At 60.9% G+C, this 25555-nt stretch carries 21 protein-coding genes and 1 tRNA gene; 11 read left to right on the forward strand and 11 right to left on the reverse strand.

What is annotated here, in order from left to right:
• Positions 1-282: 282 nt before the first annotated feature.
• Together ACLKMW_RS07935 and dnaE are read left to right on the forward strand one after the other, a co-directional pair.
• Positions 283-2295: an acetyl-CoA carboxylase biotin carboxylase subunit gene (locus ACLKMW_RS07935; protein WP_415723883.1), complete on the forward strand. Its 2013-nt coding sequence runs from the start codon at positions 283-285 to the stop codon at positions 2293-2295.
• Positions 2296-2506: 211 nt separating this feature from the next.
• Positions 2507-6013, forward strand: a complete 3507-nt coding sequence (gene dnaE, locus ACLKMW_RS07940; RefSeq protein WP_415723884.1) for a DNA polymerase III subunit alpha — start codon at positions 2507-2509, stop codon at positions 6011-6013.
• 107 nt (positions 6014-6120) lie between these two features.
• Here the strand turns inward: dnaE and ACLKMW_RS07945 are convergent, their stop codons facing one another.
• From ACLKMW_RS07945 to ACLKMW_RS07960, 4 genes are all read right to left on the reverse strand, one after another.
• Positions 6121-6492 (reverse strand): nuclear transport factor 2 family protein, encoded by a 372-nt coding sequence (locus ACLKMW_RS07945; protein WP_415723885.1) that lies wholly within the window; start codon positions 6490-6492, stop codon positions 6121-6123.
• A gap of 425 nt (positions 6493-6917) precedes the next feature.
• Positions 6918-8270 (reverse strand): DNA polymerase IV, encoded by a 1353-nt coding sequence (locus tag ACLKMW_RS07950; protein WP_458575170.1) that lies wholly within the window; start codon positions 8268-8270, stop codon positions 6918-6920.
• 358 nt (positions 8271-8628) lie between these two features.
• Positions 8629-9003, reverse strand: coding sequence for an SH3 domain-containing protein (locus ACLKMW_RS07955; protein WP_415723887.1), 375 nt, complete (start codon positions 9001-9003; stop codon positions 8629-8631).
• Positions 9004-9077: 74 nt separating this feature from the next.
• Positions 9078-9527: a hypothetical protein gene (locus ACLKMW_RS07960; protein WP_415723888.1), complete on the reverse strand. Its 450-nt coding sequence runs from the start codon at positions 9525-9527 to the stop codon at positions 9078-9080.
• 301 nt (positions 9528-9828) lie between these two features.
• On the opposite strand from ACLKMW_RS07960, the gene ACLKMW_RS07965 reads away from it, so the two are divergent.
• Positions 9829-9905, forward strand: a tRNA-Arg gene (locus ACLKMW_RS07965).
• Positions 9906-10119: 214 nt separating this feature from the next.
• Here the strand turns inward: ACLKMW_RS07965 and ACLKMW_RS07970 are convergent.
• Positions 10120-10338 carry a hypothetical protein gene (locus tag ACLKMW_RS07970; protein ID WP_415723889.1) on the reverse strand — a complete coding sequence of 73 codons (219 nt, stop codon included), beginning with the start codon at positions 10336-10338 and terminating at the stop codon, positions 10120-10122.
• A gap of 115 nt (positions 10339-10453) precedes the next feature.
• Entirely contained in the window at positions 10454-10603 is a 150-nt protein-coding gene (locus ACLKMW_RS07975; protein ID WP_415723890.1) for a hypothetical protein, read from the reverse strand.
• 390 nt (positions 10604-10993) lie between these two features.
• Here ACLKMW_RS07975 and ACLKMW_RS07980 point away from each other — a divergent pair, with 390 nt between their 5' ends.
• The 7 genes from ACLKMW_RS07980 to ACLKMW_RS08010 all read left to right on the forward strand — a co-directional run bounded on the left by ACLKMW_RS07980 (position 10994) and on the right by ACLKMW_RS08010 (position 18263).
• Positions 10994-12007, forward strand: coding sequence for an ABC transporter substrate-binding protein (locus tag ACLKMW_RS07980; RefSeq protein WP_415723891.1), 1014 nt, complete (start codon positions 10994-10996; stop codon positions 12005-12007).
• A 56-nt stretch (positions 12008-12063) separates the two neighbouring features.
• Complete coding sequence (locus tag ACLKMW_RS07985; protein WP_415723892.1) at positions 12064-12894, forward strand: ABC transporter permease; 831 nt, start codon at positions 12064-12066, stop codon at positions 12892-12894.
• 64 nt (positions 12895-12958) lie between these two features.
• A complete protein-coding gene (locus ACLKMW_RS07990; protein ID WP_415723893.1) occupies positions 12959-13837 on the forward strand; it encodes an ABC transporter ATP-binding protein in 879 nt (292 codons plus the stop codon).
• Between the two features lie 414 nt (positions 13838-14251).
• Entirely contained in the window at positions 14252-15178 is a 927-nt protein-coding gene (locus tag ACLKMW_RS07995) for an amidohydrolase family protein (protein ID WP_415723894.1), read from the forward strand.
• Positions 15179-15219: 41 nt separating this feature from the next.
• Complete coding sequence (locus ACLKMW_RS08000; RefSeq protein WP_415723895.1) at positions 15220-16161, forward strand: amidohydrolase family protein; 942 nt, start codon at positions 15220-15222, stop codon at positions 16159-16161.
• A gap of 77 nt (positions 16162-16238) precedes the next feature.
• Positions 16239-17624: a UbiD family decarboxylase gene (locus ACLKMW_RS08005; protein WP_415723896.1), complete on the forward strand. Its 1386-nt coding sequence runs from the start codon at positions 16239-16241 to the stop codon at positions 17622-17624.
• Positions 17625-17651: 27 nt separating this feature from the next.
• Complete coding sequence (locus ACLKMW_RS08010; protein WP_415723897.1) at positions 17652-18263, forward strand: UbiX family flavin prenyltransferase; 612 nt, start codon at positions 17652-17654, stop codon at positions 18261-18263.
• A 60-nt stretch (positions 18264-18323) separates the two neighbouring features.
• Here ACLKMW_RS08010 and ACLKMW_RS08015 read toward each other — a convergent pair whose 3' ends face one another.
• The 5 genes from ACLKMW_RS08015 to ACLKMW_RS08035 are packed head-to-tail and all read right to left on the reverse strand — an operon-like array spanning position 18324 to position 23792.
• A complete protein-coding gene (locus tag ACLKMW_RS08015; protein ID WP_415724100.1) occupies positions 18324-19343 on the reverse strand; it encodes a CobW family GTP-binding protein in 1020 nt (339 codons plus the stop codon).
• On the reverse strand, positions 19343-21667 hold the full coding sequence (locus tag ACLKMW_RS08020) for a xanthine dehydrogenase family protein molybdopterin-binding subunit (RefSeq protein WP_415723898.1): 2325 nt from the start codon (positions 21665-21667) through the stop codon (positions 19343-19345). Before ACLKMW_RS08020 ends, ACLKMW_RS08015 begins: the two co-directional genes overlap by 1 nt.
• Positions 21664-22149, reverse strand: a complete 486-nt coding sequence (locus ACLKMW_RS08025) for a (2Fe-2S)-binding protein (protein WP_415723899.1) — start codon at positions 22147-22149, stop codon at positions 21664-21666. The genes ACLKMW_RS08020 and ACLKMW_RS08025 overlap by 4 nt, the downstream gene beginning before the upstream one ends.
• The gene (locus tag ACLKMW_RS08030) at positions 22146-23009 is read right to left on the reverse strand and encodes an FAD binding domain-containing protein (protein WP_415723901.1); all 864 of its coding nucleotides are present in this window, start codon (positions 23007-23009) and stop codon (positions 22146-22148) included. The genes ACLKMW_RS08025 and ACLKMW_RS08030 overlap by 4 nt, the downstream gene beginning before the upstream one ends.
• Positions 23010-23045: 36 nt before the next feature.
• Positions 23046-23792, reverse strand: a complete 747-nt coding sequence (locus ACLKMW_RS08035; protein ID WP_415723902.1) for a GntR family transcriptional regulator — start codon at positions 23790-23792, stop codon at positions 23046-23048.
• Between the two features lie 461 nt (positions 23793-24253).
• Between ACLKMW_RS08035 and ACLKMW_RS08040 the strand changes: the two genes are divergently transcribed.
• Positions 24254-25510: an amidohydrolase family protein gene (locus ACLKMW_RS08040; RefSeq protein WP_415724101.1), complete on the forward strand. Its 1257-nt coding sequence runs from the start codon at positions 24254-24256 to the stop codon at positions 25508-25510.
• Positions 25511-25555 lie beyond the last annotated feature (45 nt).

Below are 25555 nucleotides of genomic sequence, written 5' to 3' on the forward strand. Positions count from 1 at the left end.
GTCGACCTCCATGATCTCCAGAGGCTTGCCGGCTCCAACGGCAACGGCGGCACGGGTTTTCATTAGCAAACTCCCAAAAGCTCTTGAAATTCGGCGGCAAACTTTCAGGTTTTGAACGCCCGATCAACCCCGGACGAAGGAATGACGCATTTGGTCACACAGCCTTTGTCTCTCATGGCGCGCAACCTGGCTTGCCGGGTTCTTTGAAATTGCTGGTCGCCGGCTTGAGCCGCGGCCTTTAACTCCATACAACAGAACGGCCATTGCGGGAAAAATGTTTCCATGTTCACCAAGATCCTGATCGCCAACCGTGGCGAAATCGCCTGCCGCATCATCAAGACAGCACGGAAGATGGGAATAGCGACGGTTGCGGTCCATTCGGACGCCGACCGCAACGCCATGCATGTAGAAATGGCCGACGAGGCGGTCCATATCGGCCCGGCTGCGGCCGCGCAAAGCTATCTGGTGCCCGAAAAGATCATCGAGGCGTGCAAGCTCACCGGCGCCCAGGCCGTGCATCCGGGCTACGGCTTCCTCTCCGAACGGGCGAGCTTCTGCGAGGAACTGGAAAAGGAGGGCATCGTCTTCATCGGGCCGAAGCCCAAGGCCATCCGCGCGATGGGTGACAAGATAGAATCCAAGAAGTTCGCCAACGCCGCCAAGGTCAGCACCGTGCCGGGCTTTCTTGGCGAGATCGAGAATGCCGAGCATGCCGAAACCATTGCCGGCGAAATCGGCTATCCGGTAATGATCAAGGCGTCGGCCGGCGGCGGCGGCAAGGGCATGCGCATCGCCTGGTCCAAGGCCGAAGTGCGCGACGGCTTCGAGCGCGCGCGTTCGGAGGCGAAAAGCTCGTTCGGCGACGACCGCGTCTTCATCGAGAAGTTCATCGTCGATCCACGCCACATCGAAATCCAGGTGCTGGCCGACGCGCATGGCAACTGCATCTATCTCGGTGAGCGCGAATGCTCGATCCAGCGCCGCAACCAGAAGGTGGTCGAGGAGGCGCCTTCGCCCTTTCTCGACGAGAGCACCCGCAAGGCGATGGGCAAGCAGGCGGTGGCGCTTGCCAAGGCCGTGGACTACCAAAGCGCCGGCACGGTCGAATTCATCGTCGACAATGAGAAGAACTTCTACTTCCTTGAAATGAATACGCGATTGCAAGTCGAACATCCGGTGACGGAGCTGGTCACCGGCATCGACCTGGTCGAGCAGATGATTCGCGTTGCCGCCGGCGAGAAGCTGGCGATCAAGCAGGCAGACGTTAAGCTGAACGGCTGGGCGGTCGAGAGCCGCCTCTACGCCGAGGATCCGTACCGCAATTTCCTGCCCTCGATCGGCCGCCTGACGCGCTATCGCCCGCCCGAGGAGGGGCGCTTCGGCGATATCGTCGTCCGCAACGACACCGGGGTCACCGAGGGTTCGGAAATCTCGATGTTCTACGATCCGATGATCGCCAAGCTCTGCACCTGGGCGCCGTCGCGAATGGCGGCGATCGATGCCATGTCGGATGCGCTCGACAATTTCGTGGTCGACGGCATCGAGCACAACATTCCTTTTCTCGCTTCGCTGATGCAGCATCCGCGCTGGCGGGAAGGGCGGCTCTCCACCGCTTTCATCGCCGAGGAATATCCCGATGGTTTTTCGACGATCCTGCCCGACGCGGAGGACCGGTCGGTTCTGGCGGCGATCGCCACCGCCGTCGAACTGCTGCGGCGGGATCGGCTTGATCGCTTGACCGGTCGGCTGGCTCCGCATTCCGGCCTGCTGAAACCGGATTGGGTGGTGTGGCTCGGAGACGACTATATTCCGGTTTCGATCGGCGAGGGCATGGTCTCGATCCCGATGGAGATCGATTTGTCCGTCGCCGGCAGTGAGCCGATGACCGTCCGCTCCGACTGGCGACCGGGCGAAATTCTCTGGCATGGAACCATCGGCGGGCGCCATGTTTCGGCGCAAGTCCGACCCATCGAAAATGGCGCCCGGATCGCCTGGAAGGGCATGTCGGTTACCGCGCGCGCCATGCTGCCCCGCATCGCCGAACTCGACCGCCTGATGCTCGCCAAGACGGCGCCGGATACGTCGAAACTGCTGCTTTGCCCGATGCCTGGTCTGGTGGTTTCAATCGCCGTCATCGTCGGCCAGGAGGTGAAGGCCGGCGAAACGCTCGCCGTGGTCGAGGCGATGAAGATGGAAAACGTGCTGCGCGCCGATCGCGACGTCACCATCGAGGCAATCAACGCCAAGCCGGGGGAAAGCCTCGCGGTCGATGCGGTGATCATGGAATTCGCGTGAGCGGGTCTCAGGGCGATCGCAAATTGGCACCTTTTCCTTGCTCGTGACATTCCCGAGGAGAGCTCAACAACCGGCGGCCGATGCGTTATTTAGCTGACGATTATCGCTTTGTGCGCTGGACGGGGCTCTGCTGTTTCCGGAAAATGACTTTGAACACGGAGATTCTCGGCCTGAGCATCTCGACACTCGATGGACGAAAGGTTGGGCGGTCATGAACAGGCTTGCGCCGACGAATGGGGCTCTCGCTATGGAGCAAAACGCCGGGCGAAGCTTCATCCACTTGCGCGTCCATTCCGCCTATTCTCTGCTCGAAGGGGCTCTGCCCGTCGGCAAGATCATTGCCCATGCCGTCAAGGACGAAGCGCCGGCAATCGCCATCACCGACACAAACAATCTGTTCGGCGCGCTCGAGTTCTCGCAGAAAACGGTGAAGGATGGCGTGCAACCGCTGATCGGCTGCCAGGCGGACCTGATCTTCAACGGCGAGGCAGACAACTCCTCGCGCGGCATGGGCCAACGCAGGCAGGGTGCCGAGCTCCAGCCGGTGGTGCTCATTGCCGCGACGGAAGAAGGCTATGCCAATCTCGTGCGGCTCGTCAGCCGATCCTATCTGGAAACGCCGCCCGGCGAGGCGGTGCGGATCACCGCCGCGTGGCTGCGGGGGCTGTCCGGCGGGCTGATTTGCCTGACCGGCGGACCGCGCGGGCCGATCGGCGCGGCACTCAAGGCAAATCACGCCGATCTCGCCGAAACACGCCTGGAAGTACTGAAAGACCTTTTCGGCGATCGGCTCTATGTCGAACTGGAGCGCCTCGGCGGCTATGATCGCGGCCTCGAAGCAGCGACCATCGATCTGGCCTATCGTCATCAGCTTCCGCTTGTCGCCACCAACGAGGCGTTCTTTCCGGCTCGCGACGACTACGAGGCGCATGATGCGTTGGTCGCCATCGCCGAAGGCTCTGTGATCGCGTCCGACGACCGCCGGCGCCTTTCGCCCGACAACTATCTGAAAAGCCAAGCCGAAATGTCGGCGCTTTTCGCTGACATTCCCGAGGCGCTCGACAATACGGTCGAGATCGCCATGCGCTGTTCCTATTATCCGAAGAAGCGCTCGCCGATCCTGCCGCATTTCACCGGCGATGCCACCAACCCTGAAGCCGCACAGAAGGCGGAGGCCGATGAACTGCGCCGCCAGGCGCGAGAGGGCCTGCAGCGTCGTTTCGAGACCGCCGGGCTGACCGAGGGATTCACCGAAGGCCAATATGTCGAAAGGCTGGAATTCGAGCTCGGCGTCATCGAGCGCATGAAGTTCCCCGGCTATTTCCTCATCGTCTCCGACTTCATCAAATGGGCCAAGGCGCATGACATTCCGGTCGGGCCGGGGCGCGGCTCAGGCGCCGGCTCGCTGGTCGCCTATGCGCTGACCATCACCGACATCGACCCGTTGCGTTTCTCGCTGCTGTTCGAGCGCTTCCTTAACCCCGACCGCGTGTCGATGCCCGACTTCGACATCGACTTCTGCCAGGACCGGCGCGAGGAAGTCATCCGCTATGTGCAAAGCCGCTACGGGCGCGATCAGGTCGGCCAGATCATCACCTTCGGTACGCTTCAGGCGCGCGCCGTTCTGCGCGATGTCGGCCGCGTGCTTCAGATGCCCTATGGCCAGGTCGACAGGCTGTGCAAGATGGTGCCGCAGAACCCGGCGCACCCGGTTTCCCTTGCCCAGGCGATCGAGGGCGAGCCGCGTTTTGCCGAGGAGGTTGAGAAGGAGCCGATCGTCCAAACCCTGCTCGACATGGCGCAAAAGCTGGAAGGGCTCTATCGCCATGCCTCGACCCATGCCGCTGGCATCGTCATCGGCGACCGACCACTGTCGGAGCTCGTGCCGATGTACCGCGATCCGCGCTCCGACATGCCGGTCACCCAATTCAACATGAAAATGGTCGAAGATGCCGGGTTGGTGAAGTTCGACTTCCTCGGCCTGAAGACGCTGACCGTGCTCGACAAGGCTGTGCGCCTCATCCGCCGCCGCGGCATCGAGATCGACCTGGCCCGCATTCCGCTCGACGACCAGAAGACCTATGCCATGCTGTCGCGCGGCGAGACGGTCGGCATCTTCCAGGTTGAAAGCGCCGGCATGCGCAAGGCGCTGATCGGCATGAAGCCCGACCGCATCGAAGACGTCATCGCACTGGTGGCGCTCTACCGGCCGGGGCCGATGGAGAACATCCCCACCTACAACGCGCGCAAGCATGGCGAGGAGGAGATCGCCTCGATCCATCCCAAGATCGATCATCTGGTCAAGGAGACCCAAGGGGTCATCGTCTACCAGGAACAGGTGATGCAGATCGCCCAGGAGCTTGCCGGCTATTCGCTTGGCGAAGCCGACCTGTTGCGCCGCGCCATGGGCAAGAAGATCCGCGCCGAGATGGACAAGCAGCGCGAGCGTTTCGTTTCCGGCGCGGTCGAACGCGGGGTGAGCAAGCCGCAGGCCGATTTCATCTTCGATCTGCTGGCGAAATTCGCCGACTACGGCTTCAATAAAAGCCACGCGGCGGCCTATGCGGTGGTGTCCTATCAGACGGCCTATCTCAAGGCGCATTACCCGGTCGAATTCCTCGCCGCGTCGATGACGCTCGACATGTCCAATACCGACAAGCTCGCCGATTTCCGCCAGGATGCGCTGCGCCTCGGCATCGATGTGGTCGCGCCTTCGGTGATGACGTCGTTCCGCGATTTCGAGGTCGGCGAAAACCGCATTTTCTATTCGCTGGCAGCCCTCAAGGGCGTCGGCGAGGCAGCAGTCGACCATATTGTCGCCGTGCGTGGCGAAAAGCCGTTCGCCAGCCTTGCCGATTTCTGCGAGCGGATCGATCCGAAGATTGTCGGCAAGCGTGTGTTCGAGAGCCTGATCATGGCCGGGGCTTTCGATTGTTTCGGCCACGAACGCGCGGCGCTGATGGCTGGCGTCGAGCGCATGATGGGCATGGCGTCGCGTGCTCAGGAAAATGCCGCTTCGGGCCAGGTGGACATATTCGGCAGCGCCTTCAGCGGCCAGACCCAGACGCTGCATCTGCCGGCGGCCGACCCCTGGCTGCCTGCCGAAAGGCTTCACCGCGAGTTCCAGGTCGTTGGCTTCTACCTGTCGGCCCATCCGCTCGACGAATACAAGGCCGCGCTCGAGAAGATGCGCGTGCAAAGCTGGAGCAGGTTTTCGGCGGCCGTCAAGGGCGGGGCTACCGCCGGGCGTCTTGCCGGCACCGTAACTTCCAAGCAGGAGCGCAAGACCCGCACCGGCAACAAAATGGGCGTGGTGGCGCTCTCCGACACCACCGGCCAGTATGAGGCCGTGCTGTTTTCGGAAGGTCTGGCGCAGTATCGCGACCTCCTCGAGGCGGGGCGTTCGGTGGTCATCACCGTTGCTGCGGAAGACCGGCCGGAAGGCATCAATCTTCGCATCCAGACGGTGCATTCGCTGGAAGACGAGGCAAGCCGCATACAAACCGCTTTGCGGGTCTATCTGCGCGACCCGTCACCGCTTGGCACGCTGGCCGGGCAATTGGCGGCGAAGGGAGACGGACAGGTGAGTTTCGTGGTAATCAAGGATGGTGCTCAGGGCGAGGTCGAGATCGAACTGCCCAACCGCTACCGCATCTCACCGCAGATCGCCTCCGCCATGCGCGCGGTGCCCGGCGTGGTGGAAGTGGAACTGGTGTGATCGGCAACCGCCGTATGCGCAGGGCTTGACCCCAGGCGAGCTGCGGTCTCGAGCCTTACAACGTTCTGGATTTTTCGCTGCACAGCGAACCAACTCCTTGAGCAATTTCACTCCACGATTTTCCAGTAGGCATCCTTGCGGATCACCTTGCCGTTTCGAAACGTGTAGAAGTCGCAGCCTCGAACCTCCTTTCGCACCCCGTCACGAGTGGTGCCTGTCAGGGTCCATTTCGAAATTCCGGTATTGGCGGCCGCATCGATAAAATGCTCGTCGTCGCCATAGTGGACGTCGGGCAAGCCTTCAAAGCGTGTCGCCAATGCTGCTCGTACGTCTCGTTTGCCCTCGAACCGAGAACCCCAGGGCTCGCTTCCCCTTGGCATCTCCAGGACGCAATCGTCGGAAAAGAACGCCATGATGCGATCAAGATCGTGAGCGTTGAAGGCTGCACATATCTCCGTCAGTGTCGATCGAATGTCCATTGGCCACCTCCTCGGGTCGGAGTTTGGATTCGTTCTTGCGCTTCGATATCCGGAACCGGTCGCCAGAGCCCCGGCCGGTCCCGGCGGTGCCTCGACGCGCTTGCTTGGCGAAACCGATCTTACACCGAACCACATTCAGTTTCCTAACGCGGCCAGCCTTGGGTCAATTCACGACGGGAGGTTGCCATCGGCGTTCACACCGTCGCCCATCCGCCGCTTCGTCATCCTCGAGGCGCAGCGAGACATGGGAACGATCTACATCGGTGTTACCAATGCTCTCGGCTGCGGCGTGCCGGAGCACAAGTCCGGCGCCGGCTCGCGCTTCACCGCCCGCTACCGCGTGCATTGGCTCGCCTGGTACGAGGAGCATGTCGAGGGCTGCGCAGCGGTCGATAACAATGACCGGGCGCGCTACCGTCCGCCACTCAACTCCGTTCCCACGGATGCTGGACTTCGGGTCCGTCCTCCTCATCCGGGCGGGCAGGGCGGCCACGATGGCCCCTGCCGAAGGTGTATCCGGTTTCCACCGCCTTGTTCCCGAACTTCTGCCGCAAGGCGTCGATGGCGCCTTCGGCCAGCGCGCGCTTGCGTGAGCCTGTATCGACGAGGTCCGGCGGGTCAGCCTTGTCGGCGTCGGAAATGTCGCTGACGCCGATGCCGAGCAACCGATATTTGGTGCCGTCGGTTTCCCTCTCCAGCAGTTGGAGCCCGGTCGAGAAAATCCGGTCGGCAAGCCGCGTCGGATCGGCAAGCCGGCGGTTTCGCGTGCGGATCTTGAAGTCCTGCGTCTTGAGCTTCAGCACCACGGTGCGGCCCGCAAGGCCGGAGCGTTTCAGGCGCGCCGAAACCTTTTCCGACAGCGCGCGCAGGATCGGCACCAGATCGGCAGCGGATGCGAGATCGGTGTCGAACGTCGTTTCCGCCGACACGCTCTTGGCGTCGTGATCGGGCTGAACGATCCGGTCATCTTCGCCGTGCGACAGCCGATAGAGCCTGTTGCCCATCGTTCCATATCGGCGCATTAGTTCGGCGCGCTCCATGCCTTGAATCTGGCCTATCGTCTTGATGCCGTCGCGCTCGAGCGTCGCGGCAAAAGCCTTGCCGACTCCCCAGATCAAGGTCACCGGCTGCACGGCAAGGAAGCCAATTGCTTCCGCCTCGCCGATCACGGAAAAGCCGCGCGGCTTGCGAAAGTCGGAGGCGACCTTGGCCAGGAACTTGCAATAGGACAGCCCGACCGAAACGGTGATGCCGATCTCCTTTTCGACGGCTTGCGCGAATCGCGCCAGCACGAGCGCGGGCGGACGGCCATGCAGGCGATCGGTTCCAGCGAGATCGATGAATGCCTCATCAATCGAGATTGGCTCGACCAGCGGCGACAGCGTCTGCATCATGGTGCGGATTTCGCGGCCGACGCGGACGTATTTTTCCATGTCGGGCTTGATGACCACCGCTTCGGGACAGGCTTCCAGTGCCTTGAACATCGGCATGGCCGAACGTACGCCATTGATTCGGGCGATATAGCAGGCGGTCGAGACGACACCGCGCTTGCCGCCGCCGATGATGACGGGCTTGTCCTTAAGTTCGGGATTGTCGCGCTTTTCCACGGCGGCATAGAAGGCATCGCAGTCGATATGCGCGACATGCAGGCGGTAAAGCTCCGGATGCCGCGCAAGCCGGGGGCTTCCGCACGCTTCGCAACGCTTCGCGGTGCTGCGCTGGAGGGTCAGGCAGTCGCGGCAAAAACCGTGGCTTGGGTCGTTGGCGGGCGTGACCATGGCTGCGAACGTAGGAGGAACATTGAGCATAGGACAGCCGCCCGCCACTCACAAGCCGGGGCACACTGAATCATGCGCGATGGCCTGCCGCGTGCAAAGGCGTCGCTTGCGCATGGCGCAATTAGTGGCAAAGCCCGCGCCATCCGAACGATCGACAACCCTTGAAAGGCAATCGGCGACATCTGTGCACTCTACACGCCAGCAGAATGCCAAAACTACTTCAAAGCGTCGGATACATTCTGAATGCACGATGCTCTAAGGCTTACTACGTTCATTGAAGCCATCACCGGGCATCCGTAGCGCAACTGGCGCAGGCAGATGGGATGCCAGGTCTCGTAACATCGCGGCTAAAAAGTTCTCACCGAGAATCACCCGGGCGCTCGGCAGTCAGGAAATCCGATCGAACCCACTCGGCAAATTCACCTTTGTGAATTCCATTCTCCTTCGTGCAGTCGCGGCGGCCCGAATCGACGAAGGCAGAACGGCCATCATTGCAACCGGCAGAATAGTAGCCGGAGACCTGGGACCATCCATTTACCGTCCGATAAACGGTAACGGACTCGCCCATGAAAAAGCGTCCCACGATCCCGCACTCAATCGAGGGACAGGTTCGTCTCTTGTTGCTTTCGCTGTCGATCCACATACGGCTCTGCGCGTCAGCGGGTAGAACAGCTAGAAAAAGCGCCAAACCACCAAGGGCGCACTCGAGGATTGACCTGAAATTGAATGTCAAAGGCTGCTCCGTATTTTCAAAGCAGAACCCAGCAACAACAGCGGCCTCCCGCCAGAACGGGAGGCCAAGGGCAATTATCCACCGGTGACGACGGGTTCGCCCGTAGGCGCGGGGAGGCTGTCCATTGCAACCAGTTCCTCGGCACAAAGATCAGCCGTGCCTGGAATGCTCTTTTCCATGCCAGTCAATTTCGCCCAGCCGCCTTCCTCGACGAAACTGTCACGTTCCCACGAAGAGGTTTCTTTTAGAGCGGCGAGCTTTGCAGCAGCATCCTCCGCCTCCACGAACTTTTGGACGCAAAGGGATGCCGCCAGTTCAATGCGGGCATCCTTGGCTGCTTTTTCGGCCATTACGGCGGCCGTTCCACCGGTCGTCCATCCGCCGGCGGTAAAGCCGAGTATCATCGTGGCAACCGCTGCGCCGATGACGGACCATATCCACAAAGTCTTTGAAGGACGATATTTTTCCCAGCGCTCTGAAAGGCTCTCTGTTTGAGACATAAGCTCTTTCCTTCTTTTTGACATTACGAAATATGTCGTGAGGTAACATTTCGAGACTACCATATGTGTCGACTTTTTGAACCCCTAACAATCAGTCCGTGCTGCGATCCGCCTGTAGACAAGCAGAAGTAGGAGCCCCGCGAATCATTTGGTGGATTCTCGTTCGAGACATTCTTGGGAGACTGCCCAAGCTTTTTCCGCGCTGACCTGGAACAGCGCATCTCCATTTCCCCGTTGAAGCCATCAACGGCATCGGCTAAGAGACCGTTGGCTGGATGAATATCCGGCTGGGATTTTCTGAAGCGGCGGCTGTCGTTTCAGGCAGGCACCCGTAGCTCAGCTGGATAGAGCGCTGCCCTCCGAAGGCAGAGGTCACACGTTCGAATCGTGTCGGGTGCGCCATTTCTCCATTCGGACAAAGATGGGAACTTCCACGGGTTTTGATGCACCGCGCGCCCGTTACATGGTGCGCGCTACACGTCGTGAAACGCGGCCGCATCATCGTCATTCCGCCCGACTTAGCGCCCCCCATACCTCCGAGAAATCCACGGGCTTTTCAACAGGAATGCAAATGCCCATCGAAACCGACGCAGCAGCCCTGAAGAGGCCTCTTCACCTATTGCTTCGGTTTTTCGATGCTGCGGGGATCGTCTTTGCGGTCAGTCTGCTTCGCAAGCGCGTCGGCTTGCGTCTCGGTGGAATAAGGTGAGGCCTGGCCCTTACCCAGATCGCCGCTGTCCGCCACCCGGCCATGTCTGCCGGATTCGGCGCTGGCATTCCGGTTGGGGGACGGTGAGGTCTCCGCCGCCTTCCAAACCTCCTTCGGATCGGACATATCCTTGGCGTTCGGGTTGGCCTTTCTTCTCTCGTGGACAGTGTCTGTACCTGTGGTCTTGGAAATCTCGGCGTCTTTTCCGGTCTCTTGTCATCTCAGCCTCCTTACGCAGCAATCAGTTTTTGCCGCGGTGCGGATCCTTGCCCGCCGCCTGGCTGCTCCTCTTCGATTGTTCATCTTTCTTCGACTGATCGCCGCCGCAATTGCCGCCATGGGTGCCTTCGGGCTTTTTAGCGGTCTTTCCGTCCTTCAGATTCGTGGCCATCTCGCATCTCCGATTGTGCTGCCAATCTGACAGCCTGATCTCCGTCAAACGGAACAATAGGCGGCGAGGTTCCTATGCCTTGACGCGTGGCCATGGCGAAATTGGGCGCAAATCTTTCTTTGACATCGCGAATCGCTGACGCTAACCTTTGATCGTCGCGTGGGTATAAGCGTCAAAATCCCGTACCTTACCGGGAGATAATTGCTCACCGTTGGGAAACCAATGAGTTGAGTGCGCTCACGCCAATTGCTTCTCGACTCAAAGATTCCGAACGCCGCGACTCGTGACGCGGCCAAACGCGCCGGCACAGCGACGCAAAGATTGCTGACCGGATCACGTCTGGACCGCCCGTGGAGGATGGTGCGGCTGCACCACAATGGGAGGAAAACAATGCGCGGATCTTTTCGCGTGGTCCTCGCGGCAGTGCTTGTCGCGTTCACGCTTCCTGCAACGGCCCAGAATTTGACCAAGGTGCGCTTCATCCACGAATGGCGCTTCGAGGGCCATGTCGCTCCGTTCCTCGTCGCCCTGGACAAGGGCTACTACAAGGAGGAAGGCCTCGACGTGACCATCGATCCCGGCACCGGCAGCGTCGACGGCATCAACCGGATCGCGGCCGGAACCTATGACATCGGTCAGATGGATCTGAACGCGCTGATCAAATATCGCGACGCCAAGGAGGCGACGCAGGTGAAGGCGGTGCTCATCACCTACAACTCGCCGCCCTTTGCCATACTGACGCTGAAGAAGAACAACATCGCCAGCCCCAAGGACCTGGAGGGCAAGATCCTCGGCGCTCCTGCCGCCGATGCGGCTTACGCGCATTGGCCAATCCTGGCCGAGCTCAACAACGTCGATAGCTCCAAGGTGAAGATCGAGAATGTCGGCTTTCCGGTGCGCGAGGCGCTACTGGCCCAAGGACAGGTCGATGCGGTGACCGCCTTCAGCAGCAACCTTCTGGGTGTCAAGGCGGCGGGCGTACCGGAAGAGGAGGCCGGCATGCTGCTGATGCGTGATTTCGGCCTCGACCTTTATGGCAGCGCGCTGATGGTCAACCCGACCTTCATGCAGAACAATCCCGAGGCGGTGAAGGGCTTCGTCCGGGCGACCATTCGAGGCTTCTTCGATGCTTTCGCCGATCCCGAAGGTGCGATTGAAAGCATTCTCAAGCACAATCCGGTGGCCAAGACCGACATCGAACTCGAGCGGCTGAAGCTGGTCACCAAGCTAAGCTTTCTTACCGATGATGTGCGCCAGAACGGCTTCGGCGATGCCGACGTGGAACGTCTCTCAAGGTCCATCGACCAATTGGGCATAGCTTTCGATTTCAAGAACAAGCCGGCAGCAACGGATGTCTTCACCTCGGAGTTCCTGCCGCCGAAGGAAGAGCGAATGGTCAAGTGACCATCGCAGAAAGGCAACGGCTCACCCGAACAGCGACCCTACACAGGATCGGATAAATGGCACAGACTGACATTGCACAGACGCAAAGCAACCCGGCCTTGCCGGAAAAATGGAGACCGGACTGGGGCCGGCACGTCGAGACGATCGTCTCACCGGTGCTGTTCACAATCGGCGTATTCGTGGTCTGGGAGGTGGTCTGCCGCGTTTTCAGCGTGCCGGAGGCCATCCTGCCGACCGCTTCGGCCACCTTCAAGGCGCTTTGGGAGTTTCGCGGCGTCCTTTGGGACAATGCGATCGTGACCTTGTGGACCACGCTGGTCGGCTTTGCCCTGGCGATCGTGGTCGGCCTTTTGCTGGGCGTGGCTGTCGGCTGGCATCGGGCGGTCTATTCCGCCGTCTATCCGGTGCTGATCGCCTTCAACTCGATCCCGAAGGTTGCGGTGGTGCCGGTGCTGATCCTTTGGTTCGGGCTCGGAACGGTTCCCGCTATCCTGACTGCCTTCCTGATTTCGTTTTTTCCCATCGTCGTCAACGTCGCGACCGGCCTGGCGACAGTCGAGCCGGAGCTGGAGGATGTGCTGCGCGCGCTCGGCGCGAAGAAATTCGAGGTCATGCGCAAGGTGGGCGTGCCGCGCTCGCTGCCGCATTTCTTCGGCTCGCTCAAGATCGCCATAACGCTGGCCTTCATCGGTGCGGTTGTTGCCGAAACCTCGGGCGCGAGCGTCGGCCTTGGCAAGTTGATGCTTGATGCGCAGGCAGCTTTCCAGGTGCCGATCATTTTCGCCGCTCTTCTGGTGCTGTCGGCGCTCGGCATCCTGCTCTACGCCATCACCGCGCTGATCGAGCAGCGATACACCGGTTGGGCGCACCGTTCGCAAACCCGCTGAGTTGGCAACTTCGTGCAAATTTCCAGGAGATGACCGGCCTTCAGCGCCGGGGGAGGAGAAGAAAATGGCCGCACGAGACTCAAATCTCGCCTTGAAATGGCCGGTTGACGAGGGCGACGCGCAGGCGCAGCCGACGAACCCCTTTGTCAGCATCAGCGATGTAAACCTCACTTATGGTGGCCCCGGCGGCGTGCTCGCCGTCGAGAAGCTGACCATGACAGTGAGGGAGGGAGAATTCGCCGCCGTCGTCGGACCGTCCGGCTGCGGAAAATCCACGCTGATGAAGCTCACCACCGGATTGGTGATACCGCAAGTCGGGCAGATCGCGGTAAAGGACAAGCCGGTGACCGGACCGCTCAACATCGTCGGAATGGCCTTCCAGAACCCGTCGCTGCTGCCCTGGCGTACGACGCTCGACAATGTCATGCTGCCGCTGGAAATCGTCTCGCCGCACCGGGAGCGGCTGAAGAAGAACCGAGACGAGTATCGCGCCAAGGCGGAAGCGATGCTCGAGCTGGTCGGCCTGAAGGGCTTTGGCCAGAAATTTCCCTGGCAACTGTCCGGCGGCATGCAGCAGCGCGCCAATCTTTGCCGTGCGCTCATCCATGAGCCGGGATTGCTGATGCTGGACGAGCCGTTCGGCGCGCTCGACGCCTTCACCCGCGAGGAACTGTGGGGCGTCATCCGCGACCTGCATCAAGCCAAGCGCTTCACCGTCATCCTGGTGACTCACGATTTGCGCGAGGCGGTCTATCTGGCGGATCGGGTGTTCGTAATGAGCGCGCGGCCGGGCAGGGTGCTCCTGGAGCGCGAAGTCGGCTTCCCGCGTCCGCGGCCGATCGAGGTGACCTACAGTTCCGAGTTCAACGACGTCGTTCACGAACTGCGCGAAAAGATTGCGGAGGCACGAGCCGACACCCCGCAGATAGGGGCGAAGAACTAGGGCCTGACCTCGGATTAACCGCCGGCGCGGCAGATCGATCTTTGCTGCGTCGACGGGAAGAATGTTCCCCAATTGGGGCTTCGGAAAGTAACTCCGAAGTCAACGTGAAATTCATGTCGCAAACATGGATGAATATAAACTGACATTCGGAAATTATTTTATATTCTTATGAAAGGAGGGCTTTCTTTCGATCTTCGAATGTTCTAGGAATCTCTTATTGTCAGTAGAAGCGCAAACCGAATTACGGTCGCGTAGCACGCGAGAAATTCCGGTCGGGAATTGCTGGCAAGCGATCAAGTAAATCGCGCCCGACAGTGCTTCTAATCGTCACCTCACGAACACCGTCGGTCGCAGTGGTCTCTCCACGCACGGGAAACCGTGTCGACGGAGCGTTGCCAACTTTGGAGACAACTGATGATAATCGATCTTAGCTGCTATCCCACCAAGGTGGTCGACCTGGCGTGGCGGCATGATGGGGACCCGTTCACCGGCGAGCGCTTGCTGAAGATGATGGACGGACCGTTCCATGTGAACGGCAAGCCACGCCGCATCGACAAGGCATTCATCCAACCGCCGCAGGGAAACACCATTTACACCGATGGCTATGGCGACCTGACGGGCAAGGAAGCCATTCGCGACTACATGGCCTACACCGTCGAACTGGTGCAGAAATATCCCGACCGCTTCCTTGGTTGTTTCGTCTACAACCCGCGCTACGGCACGCAGAACGGCGCCGAGGAAATCGAGCATCACGTGAAGGAATACGGCTTCAAGATGGTGCAGTTCCAGGCGAACATGCACGCTTACCGGCCTGACCGTGCGCTGGATTGGCTGCGGCCGGCGCTGCGCAAATGCGCCGATCTTGGTCTGCTGGTGAAGCTTCACACCGGCGACGGTCCTTACAGCATCCCGACCGAGTTCTATCCGATCATCCGCGAATTTCCGTCGGTCAACTTCATCCTCGGCCATTTCGGCGTGCAAACGGGCGGCGTCTACTGCTTCGAACCGTTCCAGATGGCGATGGATGCGCCCAACATCTACTGCGAGTCGGGCTGGTGCCTGCAGTCGCGCATCGTCGAGTTCGCCAAGGAGTTGCCCAAGCACAAGATCCTGTTCGGCTCCGACACGCCGCCCAACGAACCCGGCATGTGGCTGCGACTGCTGGAAGTGCTGTGTCATGAACCGCCGCAGGGGCTGAACCTCGATGAGGATACGCTCGAAGACTACTTCGGCAACAACGTCGCCCGCATGATCGGCATCGAGCCGACGCCGCCGCCGCGCAGCATGGAAGAGGCGCAGGCCCGTCTGAAGGACACCTACGCCAGCCTTCAGCCGGCTTGACGCGCGCGCCCCGTGCTTACTCAGGAATTCGGAGACCAGAAATGATTATCGATACCCATCTTCATCCGACCAATCTGGTCGATGAGGCCTGGCGCCACACCGGAACGCCATTCAACGGCGAGCGCATGCTCAAGCTGATGGATGGACCCTATATGATCAACGGCAAGCCGCGCCGCATCGACATGGGCTTCATCCAACCGCCGCCCGGCAATACCGGCTATCGCGACGGCAACCGCATGGGACGCGAGGGCATTCGCGACTACATGTCCTACATTGCCGAGCTGTGCCAGAAATACCCGGATCGCTTCATCGGCAACTTCACCTACAACCCCCGCTGGGGCCCGGAAAACGGCGCGGCGGAGCTGGAATTCCACGTCAAGGAATACGGCTTCAAGATGCTGAAGCTGCACGCCAACATGCATGGCTACCGGCCGGACCGGGCGCTCGACTGGCTGCGCCCTGCCATGAAGAAATGCGCCGAGCTCGGCGTCGTCGTGCTGATCCATACCGGCGACGGGCCTTATACGATCCCGACCATGTTCTACCCGATCATCCGGGAGTTCCCGATGGTCAACTTCATCATCGGGCATTTCGGCATCCAGACCGGCGGCAACTACTCGTTCGAGTCGTTCTGGATGGCGATGGATACACCCAATGTCTATTGCGAATCCGGCTGGTGCTTCCAGTCGCGCATTGTCGAATTCGCCAAGGAACTGCCCAAGGACAAGATCGTCTTCGGCACCGATTCCCCGCCGAACGAGCCCGGCATGTGGCTGCGCGAGCTTGAAGTGCTCTGCCACGAGCCACCGCAGGGCCTCGGGCTCTCGGAAGACGATCTCGAAGGCTATCTTGGCAACAACATCGCCAAACTGGTCGGGATCGATCCCACCCCTCCGCCTCGGACTATGGAAGAGGCGAAGGCGCGTCTGACGGATACCTATGCGGGTGTCAGGCGTGGCGCCGGTCAGGCCGTTCCCGCCTGACGCCGGCTGGCGGCGGCCTGGGCCTGGCCGCCGCCTTTCTTGTTACTCAAGCAGACTTTCGAGGCAGGAGCGCCACGATGGATAAGGCAGTTCGCTATGGTGGACAGGATTTTCGGCAGTTCCTGACCGAGTACCGGAGCGCCCATCCGGACGATGTGCTGACGATTGAAGACCGGATCTCCGACGATCAGGACGTCACCGCCTTCATCTGGAAACTGAGTGCCGAGGGCAGGGCGCCGATGCTGCACTTCAAGAATGTCGACCATATCGGCGTCGAGGTTGCAAGCAACGTCTTCGGCTCTCGCGAGCGCATAGCGCGGCTGTTCGGCACCACGGCCGACAATCTTCACGCCGCCTATCAGGCGCGATCTCGAAACGCAGTCGAACCGAAGCTGCTCAGCGCCGGCCCGGTGACCGAACTGGTCCAGGAAAACAGCATCGACCTCGAAACGCTGCCGATGCTGAAGCATTTCGAGACCGATCGGGCGAAGTACATTACCAGCGGCATCATCATTGCCGAGCATCCCGAAACCGGCGCCGGCAATCTCAGCTATCACCGGGCGATGATCCATTCGAAGAACGAATTGGCGACCAGCCTGCATTCGCGCGGCCATCTGTGGCGCTTGCTTAACATGTCGAAGGAGCGCGGCAAGCCGATGCCGGTGGCCATGGTGATCGGCGCCCATCCGCTGTTCATGATTGCGGCCTCCGCGCGACTTGCCTTCGGCGAAGACGAGCGCGACGTTGCCGGCGGGCTGCTCGGCGAGCCGCTGGATGTAGTACGAACGCCGAAATATGGCATTCGGGTGCCGGCGCATGCGGAGATTGTGCTGGAAGGCGTCATTGACGCGGAGGCGCATGTAGAAGAGGGGCCGTTCGGTGAGTTTACCGGTTATTCCTCCGATCGTTCCACCAATAATCTGTTCCGCGTCGAGACGATCCTGCGCCGCAAGGATGCAATGTTGGTCAGCGTCGCCGGCGGCAATTCGGCCGAGCATCTCAATCTCGGCCGCGTGCCACGCGAAGCCGAGATGGTGGAGAAGCTGAAGCAGCGTTTCCCAAGCGTCACCGCGGTGCACTATCCGGCGTCCGGTACGCATTTCCACGCCTATGTCGCGCTCAATCAGATGCGGCCGGGCGAGGCCCGCCAGGTCATGCTCGGACTGCTGGGTTGGGATGCCTATCTCAAGACGGTGATTGCGGTCGACGCCGATGTCGATGTCACGCGCGATTCCGATGTGCTGTGGGCGCTCTCGACCCATTTCCAGCCACATCGGGATGTCGTCATCATCGAGGGCCTGCCGGGCAATGCGCTCGACCCCTCCGCGTCAGGCATCGGCACGACCTCGCGCATGGGGCTCGACGCCACGCGAGGTCCGGACTTCCACGGCGTGCTGGCCAGGATCGGCGACGATGCTTTTGCACGCGCATCGGCAATTCTGGCGAAGCTCAGCCGATCATAGGGCATTTGATGCACGAAGGATGAAGCCATGAGGGCGGATCGAGAGCAACGTAAACGCATCATCATCGGCATCAGCGGCGCCTCGGGCGTGATCTACGGCATTCGTCTCCTCGAAGTTCTGCGCGACCTCGATGTGGAAACCCATCTGGTGATGTCGCGCGCCGCCCAGATCACGCTGGCAATGGAAACCGATCTCAAGCTGGCCGATGTCGAGAACCTCGCGAGCGTGGTTCATTCGAACAAGGATATCGGGGCGGCTTGTTCCAGCGGCTCGTTCCGGACGCTCGGCATGATCGTCGCGCCTTGCTCGGTCAAGACGCTGTCCGAAATCGCGACCGGCGTGACCTCCAGCCTCCTCTCTCGCGCCGCCGATGTGACGCTAAAGGAACGCCGCCGTCTGGTTCTGATGCTGCGCGAAACGCCGCTGCATCTCGGCCACGTTCGCTCCATGGCTCAGGCGACCGAGGCCGGCGCCATCATCTGCCCACCGGTTCCGGCCTTCTACGCCCGACCGGCCACGCTTGACGAGATGATCAACCACACCGTTGGGCGCGTGCTCGACCTTTTCGATATCGATGTCGGCCTGGCGCACCGTTGGACTGGCCGTCGTGCGGCAGTTGCGGCGCCAATCGGAGACTAGGGTCAACGAAAAAGGCCGGCATTGCCGCCGGCCTTTCGGTTGATCCGCAGCTATAGCCATTCAGGCAAGGCAGGCTGAAAGGCCTTTTTCCAACTCCACGCGATCCAGATTACGACCGATGAACACCAGCTTGCTGTAGGGTCTGTCCATGCCCCAGGCGTGGTCCGGCCGGAAATCCATGAGCTTGTGCACCGCTTGCAGGACATAGAAGCGGTTGTCGTCTTCGATCTCCAATATCCCTTTGGACCGGAAAATATCGTCACCGTGTTTGCTCAGCAAGTCGGACATGAAGGCGTGCAGGCGGTCATGGTCGAACGGCCGGTTGAAGACAAAGGATTCTGAGCCGACCGTCGGATCATGCATGTGATCATGGTGGTGATGGTGGTGATGCTGGTCGAGATCAAGCAGCTTGGCACGTTCAGCGACGTAGGACGGGGCAAAGCCGCTAATGCCGAGAATGTTCGACAGCTCGACTTTTCCGTAGCTTGACCTCACAATTTCCGCCGTCTGGTTGAGCTTGCGCATATTGCGCTCCAGCGGCTCAATCTCATCGTCCGAGACGAGGTCGATTTTGTTGATGACGATGCGATCGGCGGCGACGATCTGGTCTACCGCCTGGTTGTCGCGCCCGTCGAGCACGGGATCATCGACGTGCTGGCCGATATGCTTGGCATCTACCAGCGTCACGATTCCGTCGAGCTTCACCTGTCTGCCGATCTCGTTGTCGATGAAGAAGGCAGTCGCCACAGGGGTTGGGTCCGCCAGTCCACTCGTCTCGACGAGGATGTGGTCGAACTTGTTCTTGCGGGCGAGCAGCTTCTGCAGGATGTCGATGAGATCGTTGCGCACGTCGACGAAGCAGCAGATGCAGCCGTTCTGCATCTGGTAGATTTCCTCTTCCGATGCCAGGACGAGGTCGGAATCGACATCCACTTCGCCGAACTCATTCTCGATGACGGCAATGCGGTGGCCGTGCCGCTCCGTCAGGATGTGGTTGAGCAGCGTGGTCTTTCCTGCTCCGAGAAACCCGGTCAGGATGGTGACCGGGATCTTGCTCTGCGGGTTCTCGTAGGTCTGCATCACTTGCTCGCTTCGTGGTTGGTCTGCTTGAGGGCGTTGAGCACCTGCTCCGGCGTGATCGGGTAATGGCGGAACCGCACGCCAATGGCATGGTAGATGGCGTTGGCTATGGCGGGTCCGATGGCGATAATCGGGTCTTCGCCGACGCCCTTGGCGCCAAAGGGACCGCCGGGGTCGGGCGCCGTTTCCAGGATAATGGTGCGGATCGGCGGCATGTCCATCGACAGCGGCATCTTGTAGTCGACGAATGCCGGATTGAGCGAACGGCCGGTCTTCAGGTCGATCTGATAGTCCTCGCTGAGCGTATGGCCGATGCCTTGCTGGATGCCGCCTTCGATCTGGCCTTGCGCGGCTATCGGATGCACGACCTTGCCGATCTCATGAACGGGCACGACTTGCAGCACCGATATCTCGCCAGTTTCCGTGTCGACCTCCACCTCGGCGAAATGCGCACCGAAGGAGTAGGATTTGGTCGGCGTATAGGTGCCGACGCCGACGAGCTGGATCGCCGGCATGCCCTTGGTCGGGCCGACCGCCTCGCGCAGGCTGATGCTGCGGTTCGATTCCTTGACGACGATCAGGCCGTCGCGGATCGTGAGTTCCTCGGGCGCGACATTGAGCATCGGTGCGGCATGATTGAGGACCTGCTTGCGCACCTCGGCCGCCGCGATCTGTGCCGCCCTGCCGCCCATATAGGTGGTGTGGCTGGCAAAGGCGCCGATGTCCCAAGGCACAATGTCGGTATCGCCCTGGACCACCGAGATATGCTCGAACGGCACTCCGAGCTCTTCGGCGACGATCTGCGACAGCGCCGTATGCGCTCCGGTACCGAGGCCGGCCGTGCCCGTGAGCAGCGTCACCGTGCCGTCCTCGTTCATCTTCACGATGGCGTTGCCCTGTTCCTTGATGCCCGGATAGGCGCTGCTGCCGTGCATTTCGCAGCCGATGCCCCAGCCGCGGCGCTTGACGCCGTCGCCCTTGCGTTGACTACGTGCTTCCTGCCAGTCCACCTCCTGCATGCCGCGCTTGATGCAGTCTTCGAGGCCATGCCCGACAATCGGATGGCCGGACGGGGCGATATCGCCTTCACGCACCGCATTCTTAAGCTTGAATTCGGCCGGGTCGAAACCGAGGCGCTCCGCCGCTTCGTCCATCTGCAGGTCGAGCGCGTAGTAGGCCTGTACGACACCATAGCCGCGGAAGGCACCGGCGATCGGCGTGTTGGTGTAGATTGCGCGGCCTTCCAGATGAACGTTCTCGCAGCGGAAGAGCGATGTCAGCGACGCGGTGCCGACATTGGTCACACCGGGGCTGTGGGAGCCGTAGGCGCCGGAATTCAGCGTGATCACCGCGTGACGTGCCGTGATCGTCCCATCCTTGCGAAAGCCCTGCTTGAGCCAGATCTTGCCGGGATGACGCGAACGTCCGCCGAGGAATGTTTCCTTGCGGGTGAACTCCATGCGCACCGGGCGCAACGTCTGCTTCGCCAGCAACGCGCAAAGAAACTCATGCTGGAACAGGTCCTGCTTAGCGCCGAAGCCGCCGCCCATATGGTCGACGATCACCCGCACCTTGTTGAGCGGAACGCCGAGCACCTCGGCGAGTGCGCCGCGCACCATGAAGGCGGTCTGCGTCGAACTCCAGATGGTCAGCTTGCCGTTTCCGTCCCACTGACAGGCGCAAACATTGGGCTCCATATAGGCAGGCGTCGGCCGGCCGAGCTCATATTCGCCTTCAAGCACGAGATCGGCTTCGGCAAAGCCCTTTTCGATGTCGCCACGCGTAACGATCACCGGCGGCAGCACATTGTTCTGCTCGAGGCCGTTGTCGTGAAGCGCAGGCGCGCCCTCGGCCATCGCGTCCTCGATGGTGAAGACGGCGGGCAGGGGTTCGTACTCGACCTCGATCAGGGAAAGCGCCTCCTCGGCGATCTCTTCGCTGACGGCGGCGACTGCCGCCACGCCTTCGCCCCAATAGCGCACCCGGTCGTCGAGTATGTACTGGTCCTTGGTGCAGGAGGCCGAGCGTGGATGCGGCGAGCCATAGTGCAGCACGCGCGGCACGTCGTGATGCGTCAGCACCGCCTTCACGCCCTTGAGCGCCAGCGCCTTGGAGACGTCGATGTTCTTTATACGCGCGTGAGCGATGTCGCTGCGCTTGATCTTGCCGTAGAGCAGGCCGGGCAGGGGAATGTCGCCGGCATATTTGGCTTGCCCGGTTACCTTTTCGATGGTGTCGGAACGCTTGACGCTCTTGCCGACGATCGACAGGTCGCGAGGGGTGCCGTCGATCGTGCCGACGACGGTGCGGTCATGAACTGTCACAGTGCTCTCCCCCTTTTCATCTCGTCCGCCGTTGCGCGGATCGCATCTATGATTTTCGTGTAGCCGGTGCAGCGGCAGATATTGCCGGAAATGGCGAAGCGGATTTCGTGCTCGCTCGGATCGGGGTTCTCGTCCAGCAGCGCCTTAGCCATCATGATGATGCCGGGCGTGCAGAAGCCGCACTGGGCGCCGCCATGGGCCATGAACTTTTCCTGAAGCAGGCTCGGCTGGTCGGGTGCTGCCTGGATGCCTTCGATGGTCTCGATCGTCGCGCCTTCGGCTTCGACCGCAAGTACCAGACAGGCATTCACCGGCTTGCCGTTCATCATGATCGTGCATGCGCCGCAATCGCCAACGTCACAGCCTTTCTTGGTGCCGGTCAGCCCGCCTTCATTGCGCAGCGCGTCGAGCAGGCTGCGATAGCCCGCAACCGCCAGTTCGCATTCTTCGCCGTTGATGGTGGTGGAAACGGTCTGGATCATCGGGCGGTCTCCATCGCATAGCCGATCGCGCGACGGGTAAGCACGCCCACCATTTCGCGGCGATAGGCGGCGCTCGCGCGCACATTGCTGATTGGTGTCGATTCAAGCATTGCCGTCTCTGCTGCCTCGGCAAGCAGGACGGCATCGATGGCACGGCCCCGCAAGAGGGCCTCCGCCTTCCTGGCACGGATCGGTGTGGGCGCCACCGCACCGAGCGCGATGCGGATGTCGCGACATTTGCCGTCTTTCTGTTCAAGGCTGACGGCGACCCCAACAGTTGCGAGCTCCATCGCCTTTCGCCTGCCGTGCTTGATGTAGGAGCGACCGCTTGACGCCGCCGGCGGCGGAACCGTGACCCCGGTGACGATGTCGCCCGGCTTCAGCACGGTCCTGCCCGGACCGGTGAAGAAGTCCTCGATCGCCACTTCGCGCTCGCCCGCCTCGCTATAGACGGTCAGCCGAGCACCGTCGGCAATGAGTGGCGGGATCGTGTCGGCCGACGGCGAGGCGCGGCAGATGTTGCCCACCACGGTGGCGCGGTTGCGCACCTGGATGGAGCCGAGTTGGCTGGCAGCCGTCGCAAGATTCGGGTAAAGAGCGATCACCTCCGGCGAGGTCTCGATCCGGCGCGCGGTCACCAACGCTCCGAACCGCAGCCCATGCTCGGCGTCGCAGGAAAACTCCGCCAGTCCGGCAATCTTCTTGATGTTGACGACGTGCTCGCAGGAACGCAGGTCTTCTCGAATTTCGACCAGCAGGTCGGTGGCGCCGGCCATGACGTGGGCCGCGCTGCCCAGTTTGATAAGCAGCGCGGATGCCTCGGCAAGACTTTGCGGCTCGTGATAATGAAAGCGTCTCATCCCTTTTGTTCCGTCTCTTCCCTATACTTTTGATTTTTATGAGAATTCCTGATCGGAGCTGTGCGTGGTCCGACTGGCTTTCGCCGGCGCCGATTCACGATCGGCACGCAACTCGCGCTCCAGTTCGCGCAAATGCTCGGTGTTGAGCCGCGCAGCCTCGTCAACATTTCCGCGCTCAATCGCATCGACGATGTCGGAATGAGCGTGATTGCCGCAGAAACGCGGCTTGGTGGCTTTACGCGACCATGACAGCAGCGGCTGTCGGTTGATCAGGTCTCGAACGATGCCGGTCAGCACCGCATTGCCGGCGAGTTCCGCAAGCAGCAGATGGAAGCGGCGCGAGAGATGTCTTGCGTCTTCCATCTTCCCGGCTTCATAGGCAAGGCGCTCCTCCTCGACGAATGCGCGCAGCTTGGCGATCTCGGCGGCGCTGGCGTTGAGAGTCAGGCTCCGCACGGTCGAAGCCTCGATGACGACACGCGCGTCGAAAATCTGCGCGGCCTCCTCGGGCGAGCACATGGCGATGGTGGCGCCTTTGTTGGGGCTGAGCTCGACCAGCCCGCTATGGGCCAGTCGTATCAGGCCGTTGCGGATTGCCGAGCGGTTGGCTCCCGATGCCAAAGCGAGTTCACGTTCGATAAGCCGGGCGCCAGGCGCGATGCGATGGCTGAGGATCGCCTCCACGACCGCGCTGACGACGCGCTCCTCGGCTTCCGGACCGCTCATCGCGGCGCCGGGCGGAACCGACGCGTTACGGGCATGACGAAACGGCGAACTTGCCATGTTGTCCGATCTCCTCCCTGCTTCGATTGTCAACAATCCACGCGATGAAAAGATTGTCAACAATTTTCTTTTCTATGCATAAACGAGGGTACAATAGATGCGTTTTACGTAATGAATGAACATTGTAGGTCGTATTCCTGCTTAACTATGATATACAAAAGGTATTATGCCTAAGTCAGTTTAGAACATGTCGTGTTTTTTTCAGTAATATATAAAGAAAAAAGCCGAAGTGTGCGGATATGGGAGCATATACCCTGACAAACGGCGCCCAGCCGCGTTCGGAGGCGTTGCGTTCGATTATTACGCATATCTGAATTATTTATCCCAATAATGAAATTGACTGGACAATGAAATGCTGCTTGGCTGCTGGCAGCATTGTCGTGCCTGGGGAGGAACTCGCATTGCAGCCAAGCGTTTGCATCGCCGATTGGGCCGGTATTCGGGACCGCAATCGTCCGTATCTGTTGGAAGGTGGGCGCATCGCTGCAGGACCGAAGGGTGAGGTCCGGCGTGCGGATATTTTGATCTCCCCCGAGGGCCGTATCGAAGAGGTCGGCGAACATCTGTCGGTTGCAGCCGGCATAGACCGCATCGACGCTTCAAGCGCCCTGATCGTGCCCGGCTTCATCGACGCGCATCAGCATCTCGACAAAACCGGAGTCGTAAAGCTTGCGCCCAACCCCTCCGGCACCTTGCAGGGCGCGCGGGAGGCATTCGCTCTCTATGCGCGCAACGCGCCACCGGAAGATGTGGCAAAGCGTGCGTCGAAAACGATGGCGCGCTGCCTGGCGCGCGGCACGACGGCGATCCGCAGCCATACCAATGTCGACAAGGATGCGGGCTTTGTCGGCCTGGATGCGCTGAGCGAACTGCGCATGCAATGGGCGGATCGGTTGACGGTGCAACTCGTGGCCTTCATGACGCCGCACCCCAATCAGGACCTTGATTGGCTCACCAGTAACATCGACGCTGCCGCGTCACGCGCCGACGCCGTAGGCGGCACGCCGGCGGTCAGCGAGGATCCTCTTCGCTATCTCGATATCCTGTTCGAAGCGGCGGTGCGCCACGATCTGCCGCTCGATTTTCATCTTGACGAGCACCTCAATCCCGAGCGTCCGCTGTTCGAGGCGGTGTTCGAGCGGGTGCGCAAATACGGCATGCAGGGCCGCACGGTATTGAGCCACGCTTCGGTGCTGAGCGCGCTGCCGCGCAGCGAGTTCCAGAAAATCCTCGAACAGTTGCTGGAGCTCGACATAGGCGTCATCACGCTGCCTGCCGCAAATCTCTATTTGCAGGGGCGCTCTCATGAGATGCTGCCGCCGCGCGGCCTGACCCGCGTGGCCGAACTGGCACGCGCGGGCGTACCGATCGCTGCCGCTTCCGACAACATTCAGGACCCGTTCGTGCCGACGGGGTCCGGCGACATGCTGGAAATCGGCCGCTGGACGATGCTGGCCGGCCATCTGCATGCCAGCGAACTCGACGTGGTCTATTCGATGATCACGGATATTCCGGCAAGGCTGATCGGCCTTGGCGGTGACTACGGCATCCGGCCCGGCGCGCGGGCTGATTTGGTCGTCACGGATTGCGAGGACGTCGACCGCCTCGTCGCTGGCGGACCCGACCGGATGGTGGTTCTGGCGAAGGGCAAACCGGTTCACGTGAACTGGGGCGCGGATACAGAGGAGGATGCATCCGTCGCTCGCCGCACGGCGTGAGCCTTGAGCCTTAAGCAGCCTTATTCACAGCATGATGAGAAAAAT

Origin of the sequence: Borborobacter xinjiangensis (assembly GCF_047739745.1) — a bacterium.
Classification (GTDB): domain Bacteria; phylum Pseudomonadota; class Alphaproteobacteria; order Rhizobiales; family Rhizobiaceae; genus Pseudaminobacter.